General features: G+C 50.8%; 12 protein-coding genes. 6 read left to right on the top strand and 6 right to left on the bottom strand.

The window, feature by feature from the left end:
• Positions 1–579: 579 nt before the first annotated feature.
• Complete coding sequence (locus ACQ76X_RS27310) at positions 580–2,241, bottom strand: response regulator transcription factor (RefSeq protein ID WP_438496933.1); 1,662 nt, start codon at positions 2,239–2,241, stop codon at positions 580–582.
• Positions 2,238–4,061: a cache domain-containing sensor histidine kinase gene (locus ACQ76X_RS27305; protein ID WP_438496932.1), complete on the bottom strand. Its 1,824-nt coding sequence runs from the start codon at positions 4,059–4,061 to the stop codon at positions 2,238–2,240. The genes ACQ76X_RS27310 and ACQ76X_RS27305 overlap by 4 nt, the downstream gene beginning before the upstream one ends.
• Positions 4,062–4,194: 133 nt before the next feature.
• On the opposite strand from ACQ76X_RS27305, the gene ACQ76X_RS27300 reads away from it, so the two are divergent.
• From ACQ76X_RS27300 to ACQ76X_RS27280, 5 genes are all read left to right on the top strand, one after another.
• Complete coding sequence (locus ACQ76X_RS27300) at positions 4,195–5,076, top strand: carbohydrate ABC transporter permease (protein ID WP_038586228.1); 882 nt, start codon at positions 4,195–4,197, stop codon at positions 5,074–5,076.
• On the top strand, positions 5,076–5,909 hold the full coding sequence (locus ACQ76X_RS27295) for a carbohydrate ABC transporter permease (protein WP_038586231.1): 834 nt from the start codon (positions 5,076–5,078) through the stop codon (positions 5,907–5,909). Before ACQ76X_RS27300 ends, ACQ76X_RS27295 begins: the two co-directional genes overlap by 1 nt.
• Positions 5,910–5,968: 59 nt before the next feature.
• Positions 5,969–7,276, top strand: a complete 1,308-nt coding sequence (locus ACQ76X_RS27290; RefSeq protein ID WP_438496930.1) for an ABC transporter substrate-binding protein — start codon at positions 5,969–5,971, stop codon at positions 7,274–7,276.
• Positions 7,277–7,434: 158 nt separating this feature from the next.
• Positions 7,435–9,441 carry a beta-galactosidase gene (locus ACQ76X_RS27285; protein ID WP_438496929.1) on the top strand — a complete coding sequence of 669 codons (2,007 nt, stop codon included), beginning with the start codon at positions 7,435–7,437 and terminating at the stop codon, positions 9,439–9,441.
• Between the two features lie 59 nt (positions 9,442–9,500).
• Entirely contained in the window at positions 9,501–9,653 is a 153-nt protein-coding gene (locus ACQ76X_RS27280) for a hypothetical protein (RefSeq protein WP_438496928.1), read from the top strand.
• Between the two features lie 186 nt (positions 9,654–9,839).
• On the opposite strand, the gene ACQ76X_RS27275 is transcribed toward ACQ76X_RS27280, so the two are convergent.
• Complete coding sequence (locus tag ACQ76X_RS27275; protein ID WP_438496937.1) at positions 9,840–10,682, bottom strand: AraC family transcriptional regulator; 843 nt, start codon at positions 10,680–10,682, stop codon at positions 9,840–9,842.
• A 112-nt stretch (positions 10,683–10,794) separates the two neighbouring features.
• On the opposite strand from ACQ76X_RS27275, the gene ACQ76X_RS27270 reads away from it, so the two are divergent.
• A complete protein-coding gene (locus tag ACQ76X_RS27270) occupies positions 10,795–12,825 on the top strand; it encodes a beta-galactosidase (RefSeq protein ID WP_438496927.1) in 2,031 nt (676 codons plus the stop codon).
• A 171-nt stretch (positions 12,826–12,996) separates the two neighbouring features.
• Here ACQ76X_RS27270 and ACQ76X_RS27265 read toward each other — a convergent pair whose 3' ends face one another.
• The 3 genes from ACQ76X_RS27265 to ACQ76X_RS27255 are packed head-to-tail and all read right to left on the bottom strand — an operon-like array spanning position 12,997 to position 16,976.
• Entirely contained in the window at positions 12,997–14,190 is a 1,194-nt protein-coding gene (locus ACQ76X_RS27265; protein ID WP_438496926.1) for a Ger(x)C family spore germination protein, read from the bottom strand.
• Entirely contained in the window at positions 14,183–15,286 is a 1,104-nt protein-coding gene (locus ACQ76X_RS27260) for a GerAB/ArcD/ProY family transporter (protein WP_438496925.1), read from the bottom strand. The genes ACQ76X_RS27265 and ACQ76X_RS27260 overlap by 8 nt, the downstream gene beginning before the upstream one ends.
• A 25-nt stretch (positions 15,287–15,311) precedes the next feature.
• Complete coding sequence (locus ACQ76X_RS27255; protein WP_438496923.1) at positions 15,312–16,976, bottom strand: spore germination protein; 1,665 nt, start codon at positions 16,974–16,976, stop codon at positions 15,312–15,314.
• Between the last annotated feature and the right edge of the window lie 213 nt (positions 16,977–17,189).

Here is a 17,189-nt window from a genome sequence, read left to right as displayed (position 1 = left end):
TAGTGCCCGCTATTTCTTTGACTATGAGGTCAACTCATAGTGGAACGGGAATTTCTCCCGCTAAATTTGCTGATTTGGAGAAATTCAGGCAACTTGCTCAAGTTACCGGTAAATTTTTCCACTAATGCTCCCAAAAGGGGCATTTCCAGCAAAATAGCGGGAGGATTCTCCGCTAAGTGTATCGTATTGCCGGTTACCTTGGTACCGTCATCCGTGGTCTCCGAATCTCACTTGGAACTCACTTGGAACTGACTGGGAACTCACTGAAATCCCATTGGAGTCTCGCGGCAATCTTACGAGATCTCACGTAGATACTCATGGGTTCTTTCAGTTTGCATAATTCGCGTTAAAGCGCTGAGTACCGACACCGATCGTATGGACAGTCAGCATCAAGAATTGGGCAAAAATTACCAAATGCTAGTAGATGAAAAGAGCTGTTACGAGCTACAAAGAGCTGCTACGAGCTACCAAGAGCTGCTACGAGCTACCAAGAGCTACCAAGAGCTATAAAGAGCTACTAAAGAGCTACTACAGAGCTACTAAAAGCTACAAAGAGCTACTACAGCAGCTCCCGCAATCTTAAATGTTTTTCTGGATACGGTAGTCCTTCGGTGAGCTGCCGACCTGCTTTTTGAATACCTTGCTGAAATATTTCACATCATGGAAACCGACCATTTCCGAGATTTGCGACAGCTTCAGGTTGGGATTCTGCAGCAGCAGCTTGGCCTTCTCAATGCGGACATTGCCGATATAGTCGGAGAAGTTGATGCCATATTCCTGTTTGAATTTGCGGGAGACATATTCACGGCTAACGTAGAATTTGCCGGCTACCTCCTGCAGGGAGAGGTCGGATGCATAGTTCTGCTCGACGTACCGGACGATGTCTGACATCGGATTGCTCTCTTTGACCTGTCTTGCCGAAAGCTCCTGCGACAGGCGCTGCATCAGGGCAAAGGACCAATCGCGCCAGGCAAAAAGGGAGAAAGAATATCCTTTGGTATAAGGAGCCGGGTTCAACTGGTCGGCATGTTCCAGCTCTGCCAGAGCGGCGTCTGCCCGTACGCCCAAAGCGTCCCGCACCAGCCGGGAACGGAACAGCAGAACATCGGCCTTCCAGGCATTCAGCATTTCGGGAGTAACGACGCCTCCGCGGCTTAGTTCATGGGTCCAATGCTGCGCGGCGTCTGACAGCGCTTCGTTATTTCCGCTGATCACAGCCAATTTCCAATCCTCCTGAACATGGGCGAATATGACGGGAGACCCGTGGCTGGCGCCTCCATCCCCGGATGGAGTAAATGCCTTGCCGTGTGCACCGGCTGAAGAAGGGAAATGGCAATAATCCTCATGACTTAACAAATTCCGCCGGAGCAATGCTTCGGCGGCTTCTGTGCGTTGCATCGGCAGATGGTGCGGCAGGCTTCCTGTATTGCTGATGCCAAAGTGCATCCGGAATTGCAGGGTATGGTAAATGCCCTGATTGATCCGGCTGATCAGCTCCACTACAGATTCCTGTACATCCCACAGAATGATTGCGATCTCCGGAGGGCCGCCCCAATAGCGAAAGGCGATGCCCTTGCTTTGCGGATGCAGGAATTCATTGCAGATGTTCACAATGGCGTAATAGAGCAGCTCGCTGTCACCGCCGAACCGTTTCAGCAGCGGATTGTTCCCGCTGTCTGTCTGTACGAGGATCAGCCGGGAGGATTCGGCATTCCCCGGAATAACCCCCTCGCTTACCAGTCTGCGCAGCGAAGCTTCGGAATTGATGGGATCGTCTATCAGTGCCGAGAGCAGCTTCTCCCCGTAAATCGGTTTGATCTCGTTCAGCCGGATGCTCTGCTGCTGCCGCTGGCTGCGTTCCTCTTCCTCGGACCGCCAGGCGGCTACCGCCTTGGAGACCGCAGTATTGATCGCTTCAGCTTCAATCGGCTTGAGGATATAATCGATGCCGCCGTTGCGGACAGTCTGGCGTACGAAGTCAAAATCATTATGCCCGCTGACCACAATAAATTTGGTGTTTCCGGCGAATTCATTGACCCAGGTCATTAGTTCAACTCCACTGCCCGATTCCATCATCATATCCATGATGACTAGAGCCGGTTTCACCTCGCGAATAACTTCAATCGCTTCATTGCCGTTTCCCGCCTCCAGAATCTCATCAATGTGATGAGCGTCCCAGTCGACCAGGAGCCTTACCGCTTTTCTGACTCTTGCTTCATCATCTACTATAAGCGCCTTCATATCCGTTCACTCTCCACTAGTATTTCAATTTCCAGTCTGACTACAACTCCGCCTGTCTCCAGATTGTCTACGGTCAGGACTGCGTCATCCCCGCATACCAGCCGCAGCCGCGCCAGCACGTTCCCCAGACCAATGCCCGCACCCGGAGCATCCCGTTTGCTGTCGCTGCTTTTCAGTGAGGCGACGTCCAGTGAACCGGGCTGCTGAAGCTCCTTGCGGAGCATTTCCAGCCGGGCTGGCGGGATGGAGTGGCCGTTGTTCTGAATATTAATTTCCATCCGCCCGGACTCCAGCTTGGCTGCTGTGATCTCAATAAATCCGTCACTGCGGGACAGATTAAAGCCGTGTTTGAAATAATTCTCCACAATCGGCTGCAGAATCATCTTCGGCATCAGGGCATGGAGCAGCGATTCTTCCATATCGTAGCGGAAACTGAACTTATTTTCAAAACGTTCCTTCTGCAGCTCGATATAGGCTTTGACATGGTCCAGCTCATTCTGGATGGTCACGATCTTCTCATCATTATACATGCTGTACCGCATCATTTTGGCCAAAGCCGAGAGCAGGCCATAGATTTGCGGCACCTTCAGTTCAAGCGCAAGCGTGCCGATAATCTGCAGCGTATTGTTCAGGAAATGCGGGTTGATCTGTGCCTGCAGCGCCCTCAGCTCATTGGTTTTATTGGACAGCTCCAGCCGGTATTCCCGCAAAATCAGGTTGTTGATCGTATCCATCATGTTGCGGAAATGTTCAGTCACCACGCCAATCTCATCCTTGCCCGTTGGGCGGATGTCAATCTCAAGATTACCGGTCTGAACTTGGGTCATGTACCGGCTGAGCTGCTTGATTGGAGCCGTGATCCGGAAAGAGATGAGGATCGTCAAGGCGATAATCATAATCATCAGCAGGACCAGCAGGAGGATATTGATTTGCGCCGCCTCTTTGGCTTCGCGGAACAGGTAGGATACCGGAATTTGCTTCACCAGTGTCCAGTTGAGGCCGGGGCTTTCAATTTTTTGATAAATAAATACAGCCCCGCCTTCTTCAAAATACCCTTGATCACGGTCATTCGCTGCAATCTGCTTATTATACCAGGTAGCGTTCAGCGGTTTGCCCAGAGCGGCGGTATCGTGGCTGTAGACCAGCGTTCCGCTGTCATCCACCAGATAGACGTTCTCCTGATTCTGCTCATACAATTGATCCACAATGTCGGTAAGTGCAGTCAGTCTCACATCCACCGACAAATAGCCGAGGACCTTGGAGGACGGGATTTTCTCAATTCTTCTATGCATCGTGAACACCGGCTCTGAGGTGAACTGCGGGAACGGTGAAGTCACCCCGTAGGCGGTGCTCATGTGAGTGCTCTGCACAGCTACCTGGGAGACGCCGGTGTTTTGGGAATCAGCATAAGGAGCGGTTGTCTGCCAGCGTTTGGGTGTCGTATTTTGTGTCACCAGTGTTGCCTTTCCGTCTTTGACGCCGTACAGATACACCTGTGAAATATCAGGCATGGAGGTCGAGATGTAATTGAGCGAGGAATAGATCGAAATATCGGCAGTCATGTCGTCGTATCCGGCTTCAAGCAAGCGGTAAAAGTCGGAATCCGAATAGACAATCAGAGACAGCCGGCTCACTTCCTGGATTAGGCTGTTAATATTTTTGTAGCCTTGATACAGCAGGTTTTTATTCTCATCCACGGCCCGGGTTCTTAAGGACTCCGTCGTATAGGAATAGCTGATATACATCGTTGCCATAATACAGACTAATGTTGGCAGGAGTAAAAAAATGATCAGTTTGGTGCGGATATTGTTCCATTTCATCGATTCTTGTCACTTCCGATCAATATTTTACACCTCAAAGATCACTTGCGTAGGTGTAAGGAGTCTGCAAAAAAACGGATAATATGTTTAGATCATAAACAAGTAAGTGAGTAAAAGAAAGGGGGACGGGTAAATGCGCGGCAATAAGTTGTCCCAATTTGGTCAACAGCTTTTTTTCGTCGGACCGGCCTTATTGTTCTTTACCCTGATTACGATTATTCCATTTCTAATGGGGATGTATTATTCCTTTACAGACTGGAACGGCGTATCTGGTAATGTAAGCTGGGTTGGCTTTGATAACTTTAAAGCGATTTTTACAAATGATCCGGATTTCTGGTCATCCTTCTGGTTTACAGTAAGATTTACTGTGCTGGGAGTTATATTGACCAATGTAGTGGGATTTTTCCTGGCCTATCTGCTAACCAAACCTTTAAAAACACGTAATATGCTCCGTACCATTTTCTTCATGCCGAATGTTATCGGGGGATTGTTGCTTGGTTTTATATGGCAGTTTATCTTCATCAAAGGGTTCTCAACACTCGGGGGTATGACCGGCTGGTCCTTCTTCAATCTTCCTTGGCTCGGTGATGCAACAACCGGCTTCTGGGCGATTGTCATGGTCTTTGTCTGGCAGTCTTCCGGTTATCTGATGGTAATCTACATCGCTTCGCTCAGCAATGTGTCGAAAGAGGTGCTGGAGGCGGCTGAGATTGACGGGGCTTCCCGGATGCAGGTACTGCGCAACATTGTAGTGCCGCTGATCATGCCAGCTGTAACCATCGGTTTGTTCCTGGCGATTTCCTGGTCTTTCAAAATGTTCGACCTTAACCTTTCCCTGACGAAAGGCGGACCGTTCAAATCCACGGAATCCGTGGCTATGAATATTTACAATGAAGCCTTCCTGAACAACCGTTACGGTCTGGGTACTGCAAAAGCGCTGCTGTTCTTCGTAATTGTGGCGATTATTACTGTGATTCAGGTCCGTGTTACGAAGAGCAAGGAGGTCGAAGCTTAATGAACGCAAAGTCAAAAGGCAGATGGAATATCGGGATTGAAGTATTCATGATCCTGCTTGCACTGCTCTTCCTGTCTCCGTTTTATTTCTTGCTGGCGAACTCGGTGAAATCGTTCGGGGAAATCCTAAGCGACGCGGCAAGCTGGCCGGAAGTCTTCATGTGGTCCAACTATTCCAATGCATGGAAATTGGCCCGCTTCTCTGAAGCTTTCCGCAATTCGATCATAGTCACAGTCATCAGTGTTGTCTTTATCTCGCTGTTCAGCGCTATGGCTGCCTATCGTATGGTTCGCGCCAACACACGGTTCAATCAGATTCTGCTGCTTCTGTTCGTAGCGGCAATGGTGGTTCCTTTCCAGACGATCATGATTCCGATCCTGAAAGTCGTTAATATTATTGGAGTTAATAACTCCTTCGCCGGACTGATTATCACCAATCTGGGGATCAGTGTTCCGATGGCGATCTTCCTGTTCCATGGTTTCATCAAATCGGTGCCTCTTGAAATTGAAGAAGCGGCAACCGTGGATGGCTGTAATCCGATCAGTGCTTTCTTCCGGATTGTGCTCCCGCTGTTGAAACCGATGCTGATGACGACGATCGTCTTGAATGCACTCGGTATCTGGAATGACTACCTGCTCCCGTCCCTGATTCTTCAGGCACCGGAACTTCGGACCATTCCGCTGGCAACCTTCTCGTTCTTCGGACAGTACACGAAGCAATGGGATATGGCGCTTCCGGCGCTTGCGCTTGGTGTAGCTCCAATCGTAGTATTCTACCTGTTTATGCAGCGTTACATTGTTGAAGGAATAGCGGCTGGCTCGGTGAAAGGTTAACACCGGGCCCCCCGTTCCAAATATTAAAGCTAGTAAATTTATTCAAGGGGGAAATTAGAATGATGAAGAAAAGTTCTGCACTGATGATGTCCAGCGTCCTGCTGATGTCTGTTGTGCTCGCGGCATGCGGTGGCAACAATAACAATACTGCTTCAAATACTGCTCAAAATGGAAGCGCTGGCAATAAAAGCGGCGAAACTAAAACGGTTAAGATCTTCCAATTCAAGACTGAAATCGTTGAAGGCCTCAATGAGCTGAAGGTTGAATTTGAAAAAGAAAACCCTAACATCAAGCTGGATATCCAAACTGTCGGCGGCGGCGCAGACTATGCAGCAGCGCTGAAGACCAAATTCGCTTCCGGCGATGCACCTGACATTTTCTCCAACGGCGGTTATGCCGAAATGGATCTGTGGGGCGATAAATTGGAAGATCTGTCCGACCAGCCTTGGGTGAAGGATCTGATTCCTTTGGCGGCTGAACCAATGACCAAAGACGGCAAAACCTACGGTATGCCAATGAACCTTGAAGGTATCGGTTATGTGTACAACAAAGACCTGTTCGAAAAAGCCGGCATTACTGAAACTCCAAAAACAATCACTGAGCTTGAAGAAGTAGCTAAGAAATTGCAGGCTATCGACGTTATTCCTTTCGGCAACGCTTATCAAGAGTGGTGGCTGCTGGGTAATCAGGGCATCAGCGTAGCTTTTGCACAACAAGACAATGTAGATGAATTCATCAGCGGACTTAACGCAGGTACCTCCACAATCGTGGGCAACCCAGTATTCAAAGATTGGAGCAACCTGCTTAAGCTGACTGTGAAATACGGACAGAAGAATCCATTGACTACCGATGCCAACACTCACCTGGCGATGTTCGCTAACGGCGAAACCGCTATGATGCAGGAAGGTAACTGGGCACAAACACTTGTAGACAACATTACACCTGATATGAACATCGGTATGTTCCCTATGCCGATCAATGATGATGCTGAGAAAAATGACAAGCTGACTGTTGGGATTCCTGCCAACCTGGTTGTGAACAAAGAATCCGGATCGAAAGAAGAAGCTAAGACATTCCTGAACTGGCTGGTAACTTCCGATATGGGTAAAGAATACATCACTAAAAAATGGAAATTCATCCCTGCCTTGTCCACAATCGAAGCTACTCCGGAAGATATCGGTTTGCTGGGTTCGGATGTATGGAAATATGTACAGGATGGCAAAGTGTACGGTCTGCAATCCTCTAAATTCCCTGATGGCGTAACACAGGAATTCGCAAGCGTCATTCAACAGCTGATTGCCGATAAAGTCGACGAAGCCGGCTGGGAAAAAGGCATGCAGGCTGCTTGGGACAAGCTGAAGAAATAACGTCTTACCGTAAACAGAGAGCCCTATAAAGGGCCGTAATTGGATAAAGTGGATTGCCGGACGTCCCCGTCCAACTCATCATTGATGTGAAGCGGGGGCGTCTTTTTGATAGGATGGAAAGTGGAAATGGATGGATGAGAATGAGAGGAGAGGGAGATATGAGACTGAATAGTTATAACGCAGTGCAAGTCGGCGTCGATTATTACCCGGAACATTGGGATGAGTCTTTGTGGGCAGCGGATATTCAGCTAATGAAGGAAACCGGGGTCAAGGTGGTCCGGGTTGCTGAATTCGCCTGGAGCCGTTTGGAGCCAAGGGAAGGTATCTTTGATTTTGCCTGGCTGGACCGGGCTATGGAGCTGTTCCATCAGCACGGATTGCAGGTTGTGATTGGAACACCGACTGCCACTCCGCCGCGCTGGCTGACCACCGCCTATCCGGATGTACTTCCGGTCTTTGCCGATGGGCAGACGTTCCATCCTGGCGTGCGCGGGCACCGCTGTTATAACAGCGCTTCCCTGCGGGAATATGGCAGCCGGATTATCGAAAAGCTGGCCCGCCATTACAGCGGTCATCCTGCTGTGATCGGCTGGCAGACCGACAACGAATTCGGCATGATCGACTGCCACTGCGGGACTTGCAATGAAGCTTTCCGCAGCTGGGTTAAACAAAAGTACGGCACGCTGGAGAAGGTTAACGCAGAGTGGGGGAACGTAGTATGGAGCGGGGAGTACAGTGACTGGAACGAGCTGACGCTTCCGCACGGCGGGTCGCCGTTTCAGAATCCGTCGTTCCTGCTGGATTTCCAGCGGTTCCAATGGGACTCGGTAGTGCAGTTCCAGAAGACACAAATTGATTCTCTGCGGAGGATTTGTCCGGAGCATTTTATTACCCATAACTTTCACAGCTATCCGCAGCGGCTGGATATGTATGCAGTGGGCGCTGACCTCGATGTGGCGGCATTCGACTATTATCCGAACACCTCGCCGACCAAACAAGAGACAACGCCCTATAGCGGAGCGCTGTCTCTGGACGTCACACGCGGAATCAAACGGCAGAACTTCTGGATCATGGAGCAACTCAGCGGCTCACCGGGCTGCTGGATGCCGATGTGGCGGACACCGTATCCGGGTTTTATCCGCGCCTATGCCTGGCAGGCGGTTGCCAGAGGTGCTGATACGATCGTGCATTTCCGCTGGAGAAGTGCTGTCGCCGGGGCCGAGCAATATTGGCATGGCCTGATTGACCACAGCAATGTGCCAGGCCGCCGATTCGCCGAGTTCAGCCAGCTCTGCGGAGAAGTAAACGGCTTGAGCGGCAGGCTGCAGGGGACTGTACTGAAGCATGAAGTGGCGATTCTGCACTCCCATGAGCAGAAGGCCGCACTGGACATTCAGCCGCAGGCCGAGGGTCTGGACTATTACGAGAACATCAAGCAGGTTCACCGGGCACTTACGAAGCTCGGCATTGGCTGTGATGTAATCCGTGCCGGGGAACCGCTGGACGGTTATAAGATCGTCATCGCGCCAAGCTTGTATGTGCTGGATGAGACGCTTGCGGAGCAGCTTGAAGCATACGCGGCGGCAGGCGGCGTACTCATTCTGACGAACCGCAGCGGCGTTAAGAACAGCAACAACATCTGCGTCATGCAGCCGCTGCCGGGATTGTTAAGCCGTGCAGCAGGTGTCCGGGTTGACGAATATGATCCCGTCGGCCTGGAAGTCCATACCCTAGTGGACCCTGAAGGGAACTCCTTCGAATGCAGCCAGTGGTGCGATCTGCTGACGCCGGTCACTGCGGTACCGGTCGCTTGGTACGGAGATGATTTCTACGCCGGAATTCCGGCTGTTACTGTCAACAGCTTCGGGAAAGGACAGGTATATTACTTCGGAACCCATGCCGAAGAACGCTATTGGTCACTGCTGCTTGCCGATTTGGCAGGCAAGTACGGAGTAACCCGCTTTGCCGGTCTGCCGGATGGTGTGCAGGCCACGATCCGCAGCGGAGAGAACGGCAGCTTCCTGTTCCTGCTGAACCTGAACCGGATGCCGCAAACCGTGCCGCTGCCGGGCAGTTACCCTAGCGTGCTCTATAACGGCGAGATCCGCTCGGGCGAGCTGCGGATGGAGGCTTACGGGGTGGAGATTCTGGAGCTGGCGGAGTAGCGGAAAGATGAAAGATGAAAGTATCAGACTCGTTGTATGTTAGGCTCAGGGGAGCGAGGTTGGCTTTAATTAACTATTTCATTGCAGTTTGTACAGTAGATTCCGCGCACAAGGCAACTGAAATCAAATCCATTGCACTTTGTGCAGCAGAATTCAACCAAAGGGCTATTTTGGATCGAATTCTGCTGAATCTGCTGCATGAAATGCAATAGACTCAGAATAAAGGCCAAATCGGGCCGGATCTGCTGCACTTTGTGCAGCAGAAGTAATTCTGGGCGGGATGAGAGATAGGATTCATGAAGATAGCAGCGGCTGAAAGTCAGACGTTCCTCGGAGTGACTATAAATCTCCTCCCGCGCCTCACCAGTTTACTGATAACACTACGCGCCAGTTAGCTGTTAGTGGAGCTTCCTAAATTGCTCCGGTGTAGTCGCCGACTGCTTGCGGAAGGTGGCCACGAAATGGCTGACATCGCGGAAGCCAACCAGCTTTGAGATCGCTTTTACCGTCAGGTCAGGCTGGGTGACGAGCAGTTCTTTGCTCTTGCGGATACGCAGGCGGACGAAATAGGCGTAGGGAGACAGGCCAAAGGTCTGCAGAAACAGGCTGTTGAGATAACGGCCGGACACCTCAAGCTGGGACGCGAGATCATAAAGTCCGATATCGGGATCGCCATAATGGACATCCATCCATTTCAGCAGCGGCTGCAGCTTGTCCACATTGCGGGAAATGGAAGTATTGTTATGCAGCCGGCCGTATTTGCTCAAGGTAAGCAGGAAGCGGTAAGCGTCGGTGGAGACGCCCAGGCTGAACATGTCGCCCGAAGCGTCATGGCGGTCAAGCATCTCCTTCAGCATATAAGGAAGCGGGGCTTCGCTTTCCCACCGGTAGAAGGAATTGGCGCCCATGCCCAGCGACTCCAGGATGTGCCGGGCTGAGCTGCCGCCGAAGGTGAGATAATAGGTGCACCATAGATGTGGAGTGAGCGATTCATAGCGGTGCGGAGTTCCGGGCAGCAGCAGAACGCCGCTGCCTTCGGAGAGCGTGATTTTTTTGTTCTCAAAATATATAATGCCTTCACCCTGGGCCGTCTGCAGCCAGTGATAGGTGTCGTAGCCTTCGGGGCGGGATACTTTTTCCTGATCGGGGTTAAAGCCCATACTGTCCAGAGTAATGGGCAACTGCTGTCCGCCCTCCTGGGCAAACACAATTCTGCGCACCGCTGTTGCTGGCACAATCATCATCTCCCGTAGTTCCATATTATTATATCTATGGACCTTATTTTTATATATAAAGCGACACGTTAACCGTTTAGAATAAATATATACTTATACTATAAAGGATGTGCGAAGTGTGATCAACGATAGATTGCCAAAGATTTGGTATGGTGGAGATTACAATCCCGAGCAGTGGGATGCCCCGGTATGGGCTGAGGATGAACGGATGTTCAAACTCGCGGGAATCGATGTCGCGACAATTAATGTATTCTCCTGGGCACTGATTCAGCCGTCGGAAGACACTTATGATTTCTCCGGCCTGGATGAATTGATGGACCGCTTATATAAGAATGGAACCTATGTATGTCTGGCAACAGGAACCGGGGCACATCCGGCTTGGATGGCTCACCGTTATCCCGAAGTGACCCGCGTCGACGTGCAGGGCAGAAAACGCAAGTTCGGCGGCCGTCATAACTCGAATCCGAACAGTGCGGTATACCGTAAATATGCGGCTGAACTGGCAAGCAAGCTGGCTGAGCGCTATAAGGATCATCCGGGTCTTGTCGCTTGGCATATTTCCAACGAATATGGCGGCTATGATTATTCCGAGCAGTCCGCTGCTGCTTTCCGTGTCTGGCTGAAGGAACGCTACGGTTCCCTGGATGGCTTGAACAAAGCCTGGAATACCCGTTTCTGGGGTCATACCTTCTATGAATGGGAAGAAATTGTCGTTCCCAATGAACTCAGCGAAGAATGGAACGGCAACCGCACCAACTTCCAGGGGATTTCCCTCGATTACCGCAGATTTATATCTTACAGTTTGCTGGAATGCTACAAGATTGAATACGATGCCATCAAGGAGCATAGCACCAACATCCCTGTTACTACAAACCTGATGGGCTTCTACCCCGAACTCGATTATTTCGAATGGGCCAAACACCTGGACGTGATCTCATGGGACAACTATCCATCGCTGGATACACCGGTCAGCCACACGGCCATGACGCATGACCTGATGCGCGGCCTCAAGAACGGCCAGCCCTTCATGCTGATGGAGCAAACGCCAAGCCAGCAGAACTGGCAGCCGTACAACTCCCTGAAGCGCCCGGGCGTAATGCGCCTGTGGAGCTACCAGGCTGTAGCGCGCGGCGCTGACACCGTCCTGTTCTTCCAGCTCCGCCGGTCCATCGGCGCTTGCGAGAAGTATCATGGCGCGGTTATCGAGCATGTGGGACATGAACACACCCGGGTCTTCCGCGAATGCGCTGAGCTTGGCAAAGAGCTGGAGCAGCTTGGGGATCAACTGCTGGATGCACGCAGCCAGGCGCAGGTCGGGATTATTTACGACTGGGAAAACCGCTGGGCGCTTGATCTATCGAGCGGACCATCCGTAGCACTCGACTATGTTAACGAAGTGCACAAATATTATGACGCACTGTACCAGCAGAATATCGAAGCTGATATGATTGGCGTTGAAGAGAACCTGTCCAAGTACAAGATTGTAATCGCACCGGTGCTGTATATGATCAAGCCAGGATTTGCCGAGAAGGTTGAAGCCTTTGTTAAGGCTGGCGGCACGTTCATTACCACTTATTTCAGCGGCATCGTGAACGAAAATGATCTGGTTACGGTGGGCGGCTATCCTGGAGAGCTGCGCAAGGTGCTCGGCATCTGGGCCGAGGAAATTGATGCCCTGCTGCCGGGAATGAGCAATGAGATCGTGATGAACAAGGAATGGGGCACGTTAAGCGGTTCCTACAAATGCGATCTGCTATGCGATCTGATTCACTCTGAAGGTGCCGAAGTGCTGGCGCAGTACGGATCGGACTTCTACAAAGGCATGCCGGTATTGACCGTGAACAGCTTTGGTGAAGGCAAGGCCTATTATGTGGCCAGCAGTCCTGAAGTTGGATTCCTGCAAGGATTCCTTGCCAACCTGTGCGAAGAGAACGGCATCAAGCCGCTGGTAAGCGCACCTGAGGGTATTGAATCCGTTCAGCGTGTGAAAGATGGCGTGTCCTATCTGTTCCTGCTGAACCACAAAGAAGGCGATCTCAGTGCAGACATCGGCGCAGCTGAACGCACCGACCTGCTGACTGGCAAGAGCTTCAGCGGCTCCACCGTTGTTCCAGGCCGCGGCGTCTTGATTTTGTCTGACAAGAACTAAACGAGAGTGCAATAAGGGCTGTCTCCAAAGTGGACACTTCTACGCATGAGGCACTCCTGGTCATTTTCACACTGTAAAAACAGCAGAGCAGCAGTTCACCCCTCACGGGAGAATTGCTGCTCTGCTGTTTTGTCTATACCCGGCTCGGGTCAGCATATTGAAACTCCATATTTACTCTTCAGTAAAAGAACCGAATTCCGTTATTTTTAAGTCATATTTGAAACTTATCTTCGACCGGCTGAACGTATCGTCCCAATGCTCCTTAACCTTTTTCCATTCTGCAGGATGCTGGATGCTGAGCGTGTCGCCGAAGCCGGCGACATCTGCTTTATACTCACTCTGCAGCTTCTGCATCAGCTTTTGCATCATCTGCGCCAGCTTCTCCTGAAATACACGGCCGACTTTTTCTGAATACACAGCTGAAGTAGGATAGTTATTTTTGTTCCAGGTTTCTATCAGTCGGCCCTCGGTACGAATAGAGACTTCAAATGAAATGTCGTCCCCGTCTACAATGGCCCTGATCTTGCTCTTCATTGCCTTCATTTCGTAGGTCATCGGCTCATTATCCCAGTCATAGGCTTTGATCGCACCGCTTGTACCCTTACCGGTCAGCCAGGAGAGGCACTCCGTGTCCTCCTCTGACAAGGTTCCGATCCAGTGGCCAGTATCCCCTTTAATAATTGCAGCACCCGAAAACTCCGTATCTCCATCCGCTGTAATGAGGTTTTGCAGAGCATAACTCTTCTTGGAGTGCATAAGTGCATCCAGTTGTGACAAAATGACCGGACTCAGCACCTTGCTTGTCCTGAATCGATTACTGATCATTTCTTTGATATGAAAGGAAGGGATTACACCGGTTCGCTTGGAGATGAGCGTGTCATCTGCGCGTCCTTGACTGATAAAAACCATCGTACTCGGACGGATGTCATTGTCGCGGAGCACAAAATCCATAAGCTGATCCATACTCTGCTGCTTGAGCAGATCGGCCGATACTATAATGACCTTGAGATGGTGCCCGATGATCGGCCGTTCGTTGCGAATCGAGAACTCACGGAAGATCTCAAGCACGGAATCACCCGTTCCCGATACATTGACATAAGGAGCGGTCTGCTGGCCCCCCTGTTTTTCAATTGTACCTGTCGATTTAACTGGAACAATCTGTATCGTTACCGTAACCAAGTTTTTCTTGGAATAGGTACCGCCTTGCTCCTCCAGCTTTTGTTCCGCGGGAGTGAGCTTGCCCGTGTCCAAGGAAAGGCCTGAATACAGTCCCAGGTCTTCAATCTCTCTGCTGCTCCAGCATCCTGTCTGCGTAACCAGAAGCAGGAGCATGCAGAGGATGAGGGGGAATGTCCGCTTACACATGCTGCTTCAATCCTTTCGTGCGAATAAGCCAAATCACTGAGAGCAGTACCGGCAGCAAAAGGAACAGTATGATTCCCATTTTGCCGATGGCATCGCCAAGAGTAAACAGATCATTAAGAGACTTAGGCACCATAGCGGAAATGAAAATGACAGGAACGAGCAATAAAATCACCGGATGAATGGAAACCCGGAAGATTTGGGAGATGCCCAGAGAGGCCTGAAAGAAGAAGCTGCTGAAGTTGCAGAACATTTGCATTAGCCAGATCACCATGAGCGGAAATTCCATGCGCTCGAAGAAAAATCCCGGGATTTCAAAACTTCGAATGAGATCAATGGTGGGCCAAGTGCTTGTAATAACAGAATCTATCGAGAGGCCTCCGATAACCATAACTACCGTCAGAAGATACAGGCAAAGCGGGATGCCGATTCCTATCAGCATTGCTTTTAGCGCCTGCCGGGGATGTTGCATGAACGCAACGAGAGTCATGACGACTTCACAACCGGTATAGACAAGCACTGTTGACCTCAGGCCGCTGAGCACGGGAAGAATGCCGTTGCCCAGAACCGGACGCAAATGCTTCATATCAAAAAGCTGCAGGCTGAACGCGTAAGAAATGAGCAGAATCATGATGCTGATCGGAAACACGATTTGAAACACTCTGGAAATGGAATTAATGCCGCCGTACACGAGATAGGTGCCGACCCAGATAAAGGGAAGGATGATTGCCCATATCGGTGTGCCCTCCAGCAGAAAAAACAGCGTGACCTCGGCGAGCGAGCGGATTTCAAACCCTGCGATGATTGTGAAATAGATAATTAAAAGCAGGCACAGAACACCGCCAGGAACCCGGCCGATGATTTTTCCGGCATATTGAAAAACCGTTTTTCCGGGAAACTGCTGGCTGATCTTCACCATCAGTGCAATTACCGCCATAACAATCACCCCACCCAGCAGCACAGACATCCAGGAATCAGGTGTCTTCACGCTTTGACTCACACTCCGCGGCAGCGTAAGGATCCCGGCACCAAGCACGGTATTATTCAGGAACACAGCAGCCTGTGAAGCGGTGATTTTATCGTCGGAACGAGTAAACATAGTGCAGTCCCCTTCGTAAATGTGATTATGACCTCCGTTTGCTGTTCTTTGTTTTCATCATGGCAGGTCTGCGTTTCATCAGTGCGAGCGGCGCACGGAAGAACAGATCCTTCCAATCCCTTGGACGAAACGGCGATACCGGCGTCAGATAGGGTACTCCGAAGCTCTTAAGCATGGTCAGATGGCTGCAGATCAGCAGGAAAAACAGGATCGTGCCGAACATGCCGAGAACTGCGGCAAAGATCATTCCGGCGAAACGGAGAAGCCGCAGGGTAATCCCGGCAGTGTACACCGGAATGGAGAAGGAGGAAATGGCGGTGACGGCTACAACGATGACCAAAAAGGGACTAACAATACCCGCCTGTACCGCCGCATCCCCGATAATCAAACCGCCGACGATGCCCATAGCCGGTCCGATGGGTTTGGGCAGTCTGATCCCGGCCTCCCGTAAAATTTCAATGGATATTTCCAAAATCAGCACTTCGATCAGTGACGGGAAGGGAACCCCTTGCCGGGTTTTGATAATCGTGATCGCCAGCTCCGTAGGTATAAGCCCCGGATGAAATGAAATGAAGGAAATGTAAAGGGATGGAGCCATAAGTGCCAGAAAGGCGGCGGAGAAACGCAGCAACCGCAGAAATGATCCCGGCAGCCACCGGTCATAATAGTCCTCCGGAGATTGCAGCAGCATACTGAATGTCACCGGCACAATCAGCGCGAAAGGCGTCCCGTCCAGAAGAATGGCGATACGGCCTTCCAGCAGGGCAGTTATAACTCTGTCAGGTCGCTCGGTACTCTGGACCTGCTGGAAAGGACTTAGGTAGTTGTCTTCGATCAACTGCTCGATATACCCCGATTCAGCGAGAAAGTCGATGTCTATTTTGGAAATACGGGTCTGTACTTCCTCCAGCAGCTCCGGATTGACAATATCCTTGATGTAGGCAACCACCAAATCCCTTTGAACGCTGCTGCCGGCCCGGTACGTCTTCAATTCAAGCTGGTCACTGAATCCCTGGCGGCGCAGCATGGAGGTATTCTCGCTCAGCACCTCGGAGAAGCCGAGTCGTGGTCCACGCAGCAGTGCTTCTGAGACAGGTTCTGCTATCGCACGGTTCGGGCCTCCCGGAAGTTGGATCAGCAATCCCTTCGGCATTCCTTCAATCAGCAGAGCGGCATGCCCGAACAGGACGGATTTGTTGAGATCTTCCAGATTACCGGCTTCGCGCAAATTGCTGAAGGGCAGCAGATGTTCGGCGATGCGGGAAGCAGACAGGGAATCGGCGGTGGCCTCAAACATTAGAAACTGCATCATCTGCATATTAAGCAGCCTGTCGTTCTGCATGCCGTCCACATACATAAGCACTCCTTGAGCCTGCAGCTTTGTTAGCGTGAACTCCCTGAAGTGGAGATCACTGTTTCCGCCGATAGCCTCCTTAATAGAGTGAAGGTCGGCAGCGAAATTTCCGCTGAAGGCCACTGCGGGAGAGGCGGTCTGCGGCAGGGCGGTATTTGATTGTGCTCTGCGGTTAGACACGTTCCCGTTGCCTGAGGACTGTGGTCCTCTTCCGCTGCCTACATAGGAATGCAAGGCTTTGTATAGACGGCTGGCAATTATGGGGACCAGCAGAGCAATTCCAGCCTGATAAAAAACTCCCCAGCCCGGGATGTAGGATAAGATCGATGCGATCAATGAAATCACCCCCAGCTCTAAGAGTAAACAACTATGTAAATGAAGTTTTCCAAAGTTTGCTGTCGTTTAGTCATTTCTGTAAAAATATTATTCAACAAAAAACGGATCCTCTGATTTTAGGAGCGCACCCATGTCTTCAGGAAGATTCAATTCGCTGTTTGCCAGTACATTTCCGGGAAGGAATTAGCGGAGAGGAATGTTGTATAATGCATA

Source organism: Paenibacillus sp. IHBB 3054, assembly GCF_051594305.1.
GTDB lineage: Bacteria > Bacillota > Bacilli > Paenibacillales > Paenibacillaceae > Paenibacillus_AQ.
This window is presented reverse-complemented; position numbering and strand designations above follow the sequence as displayed.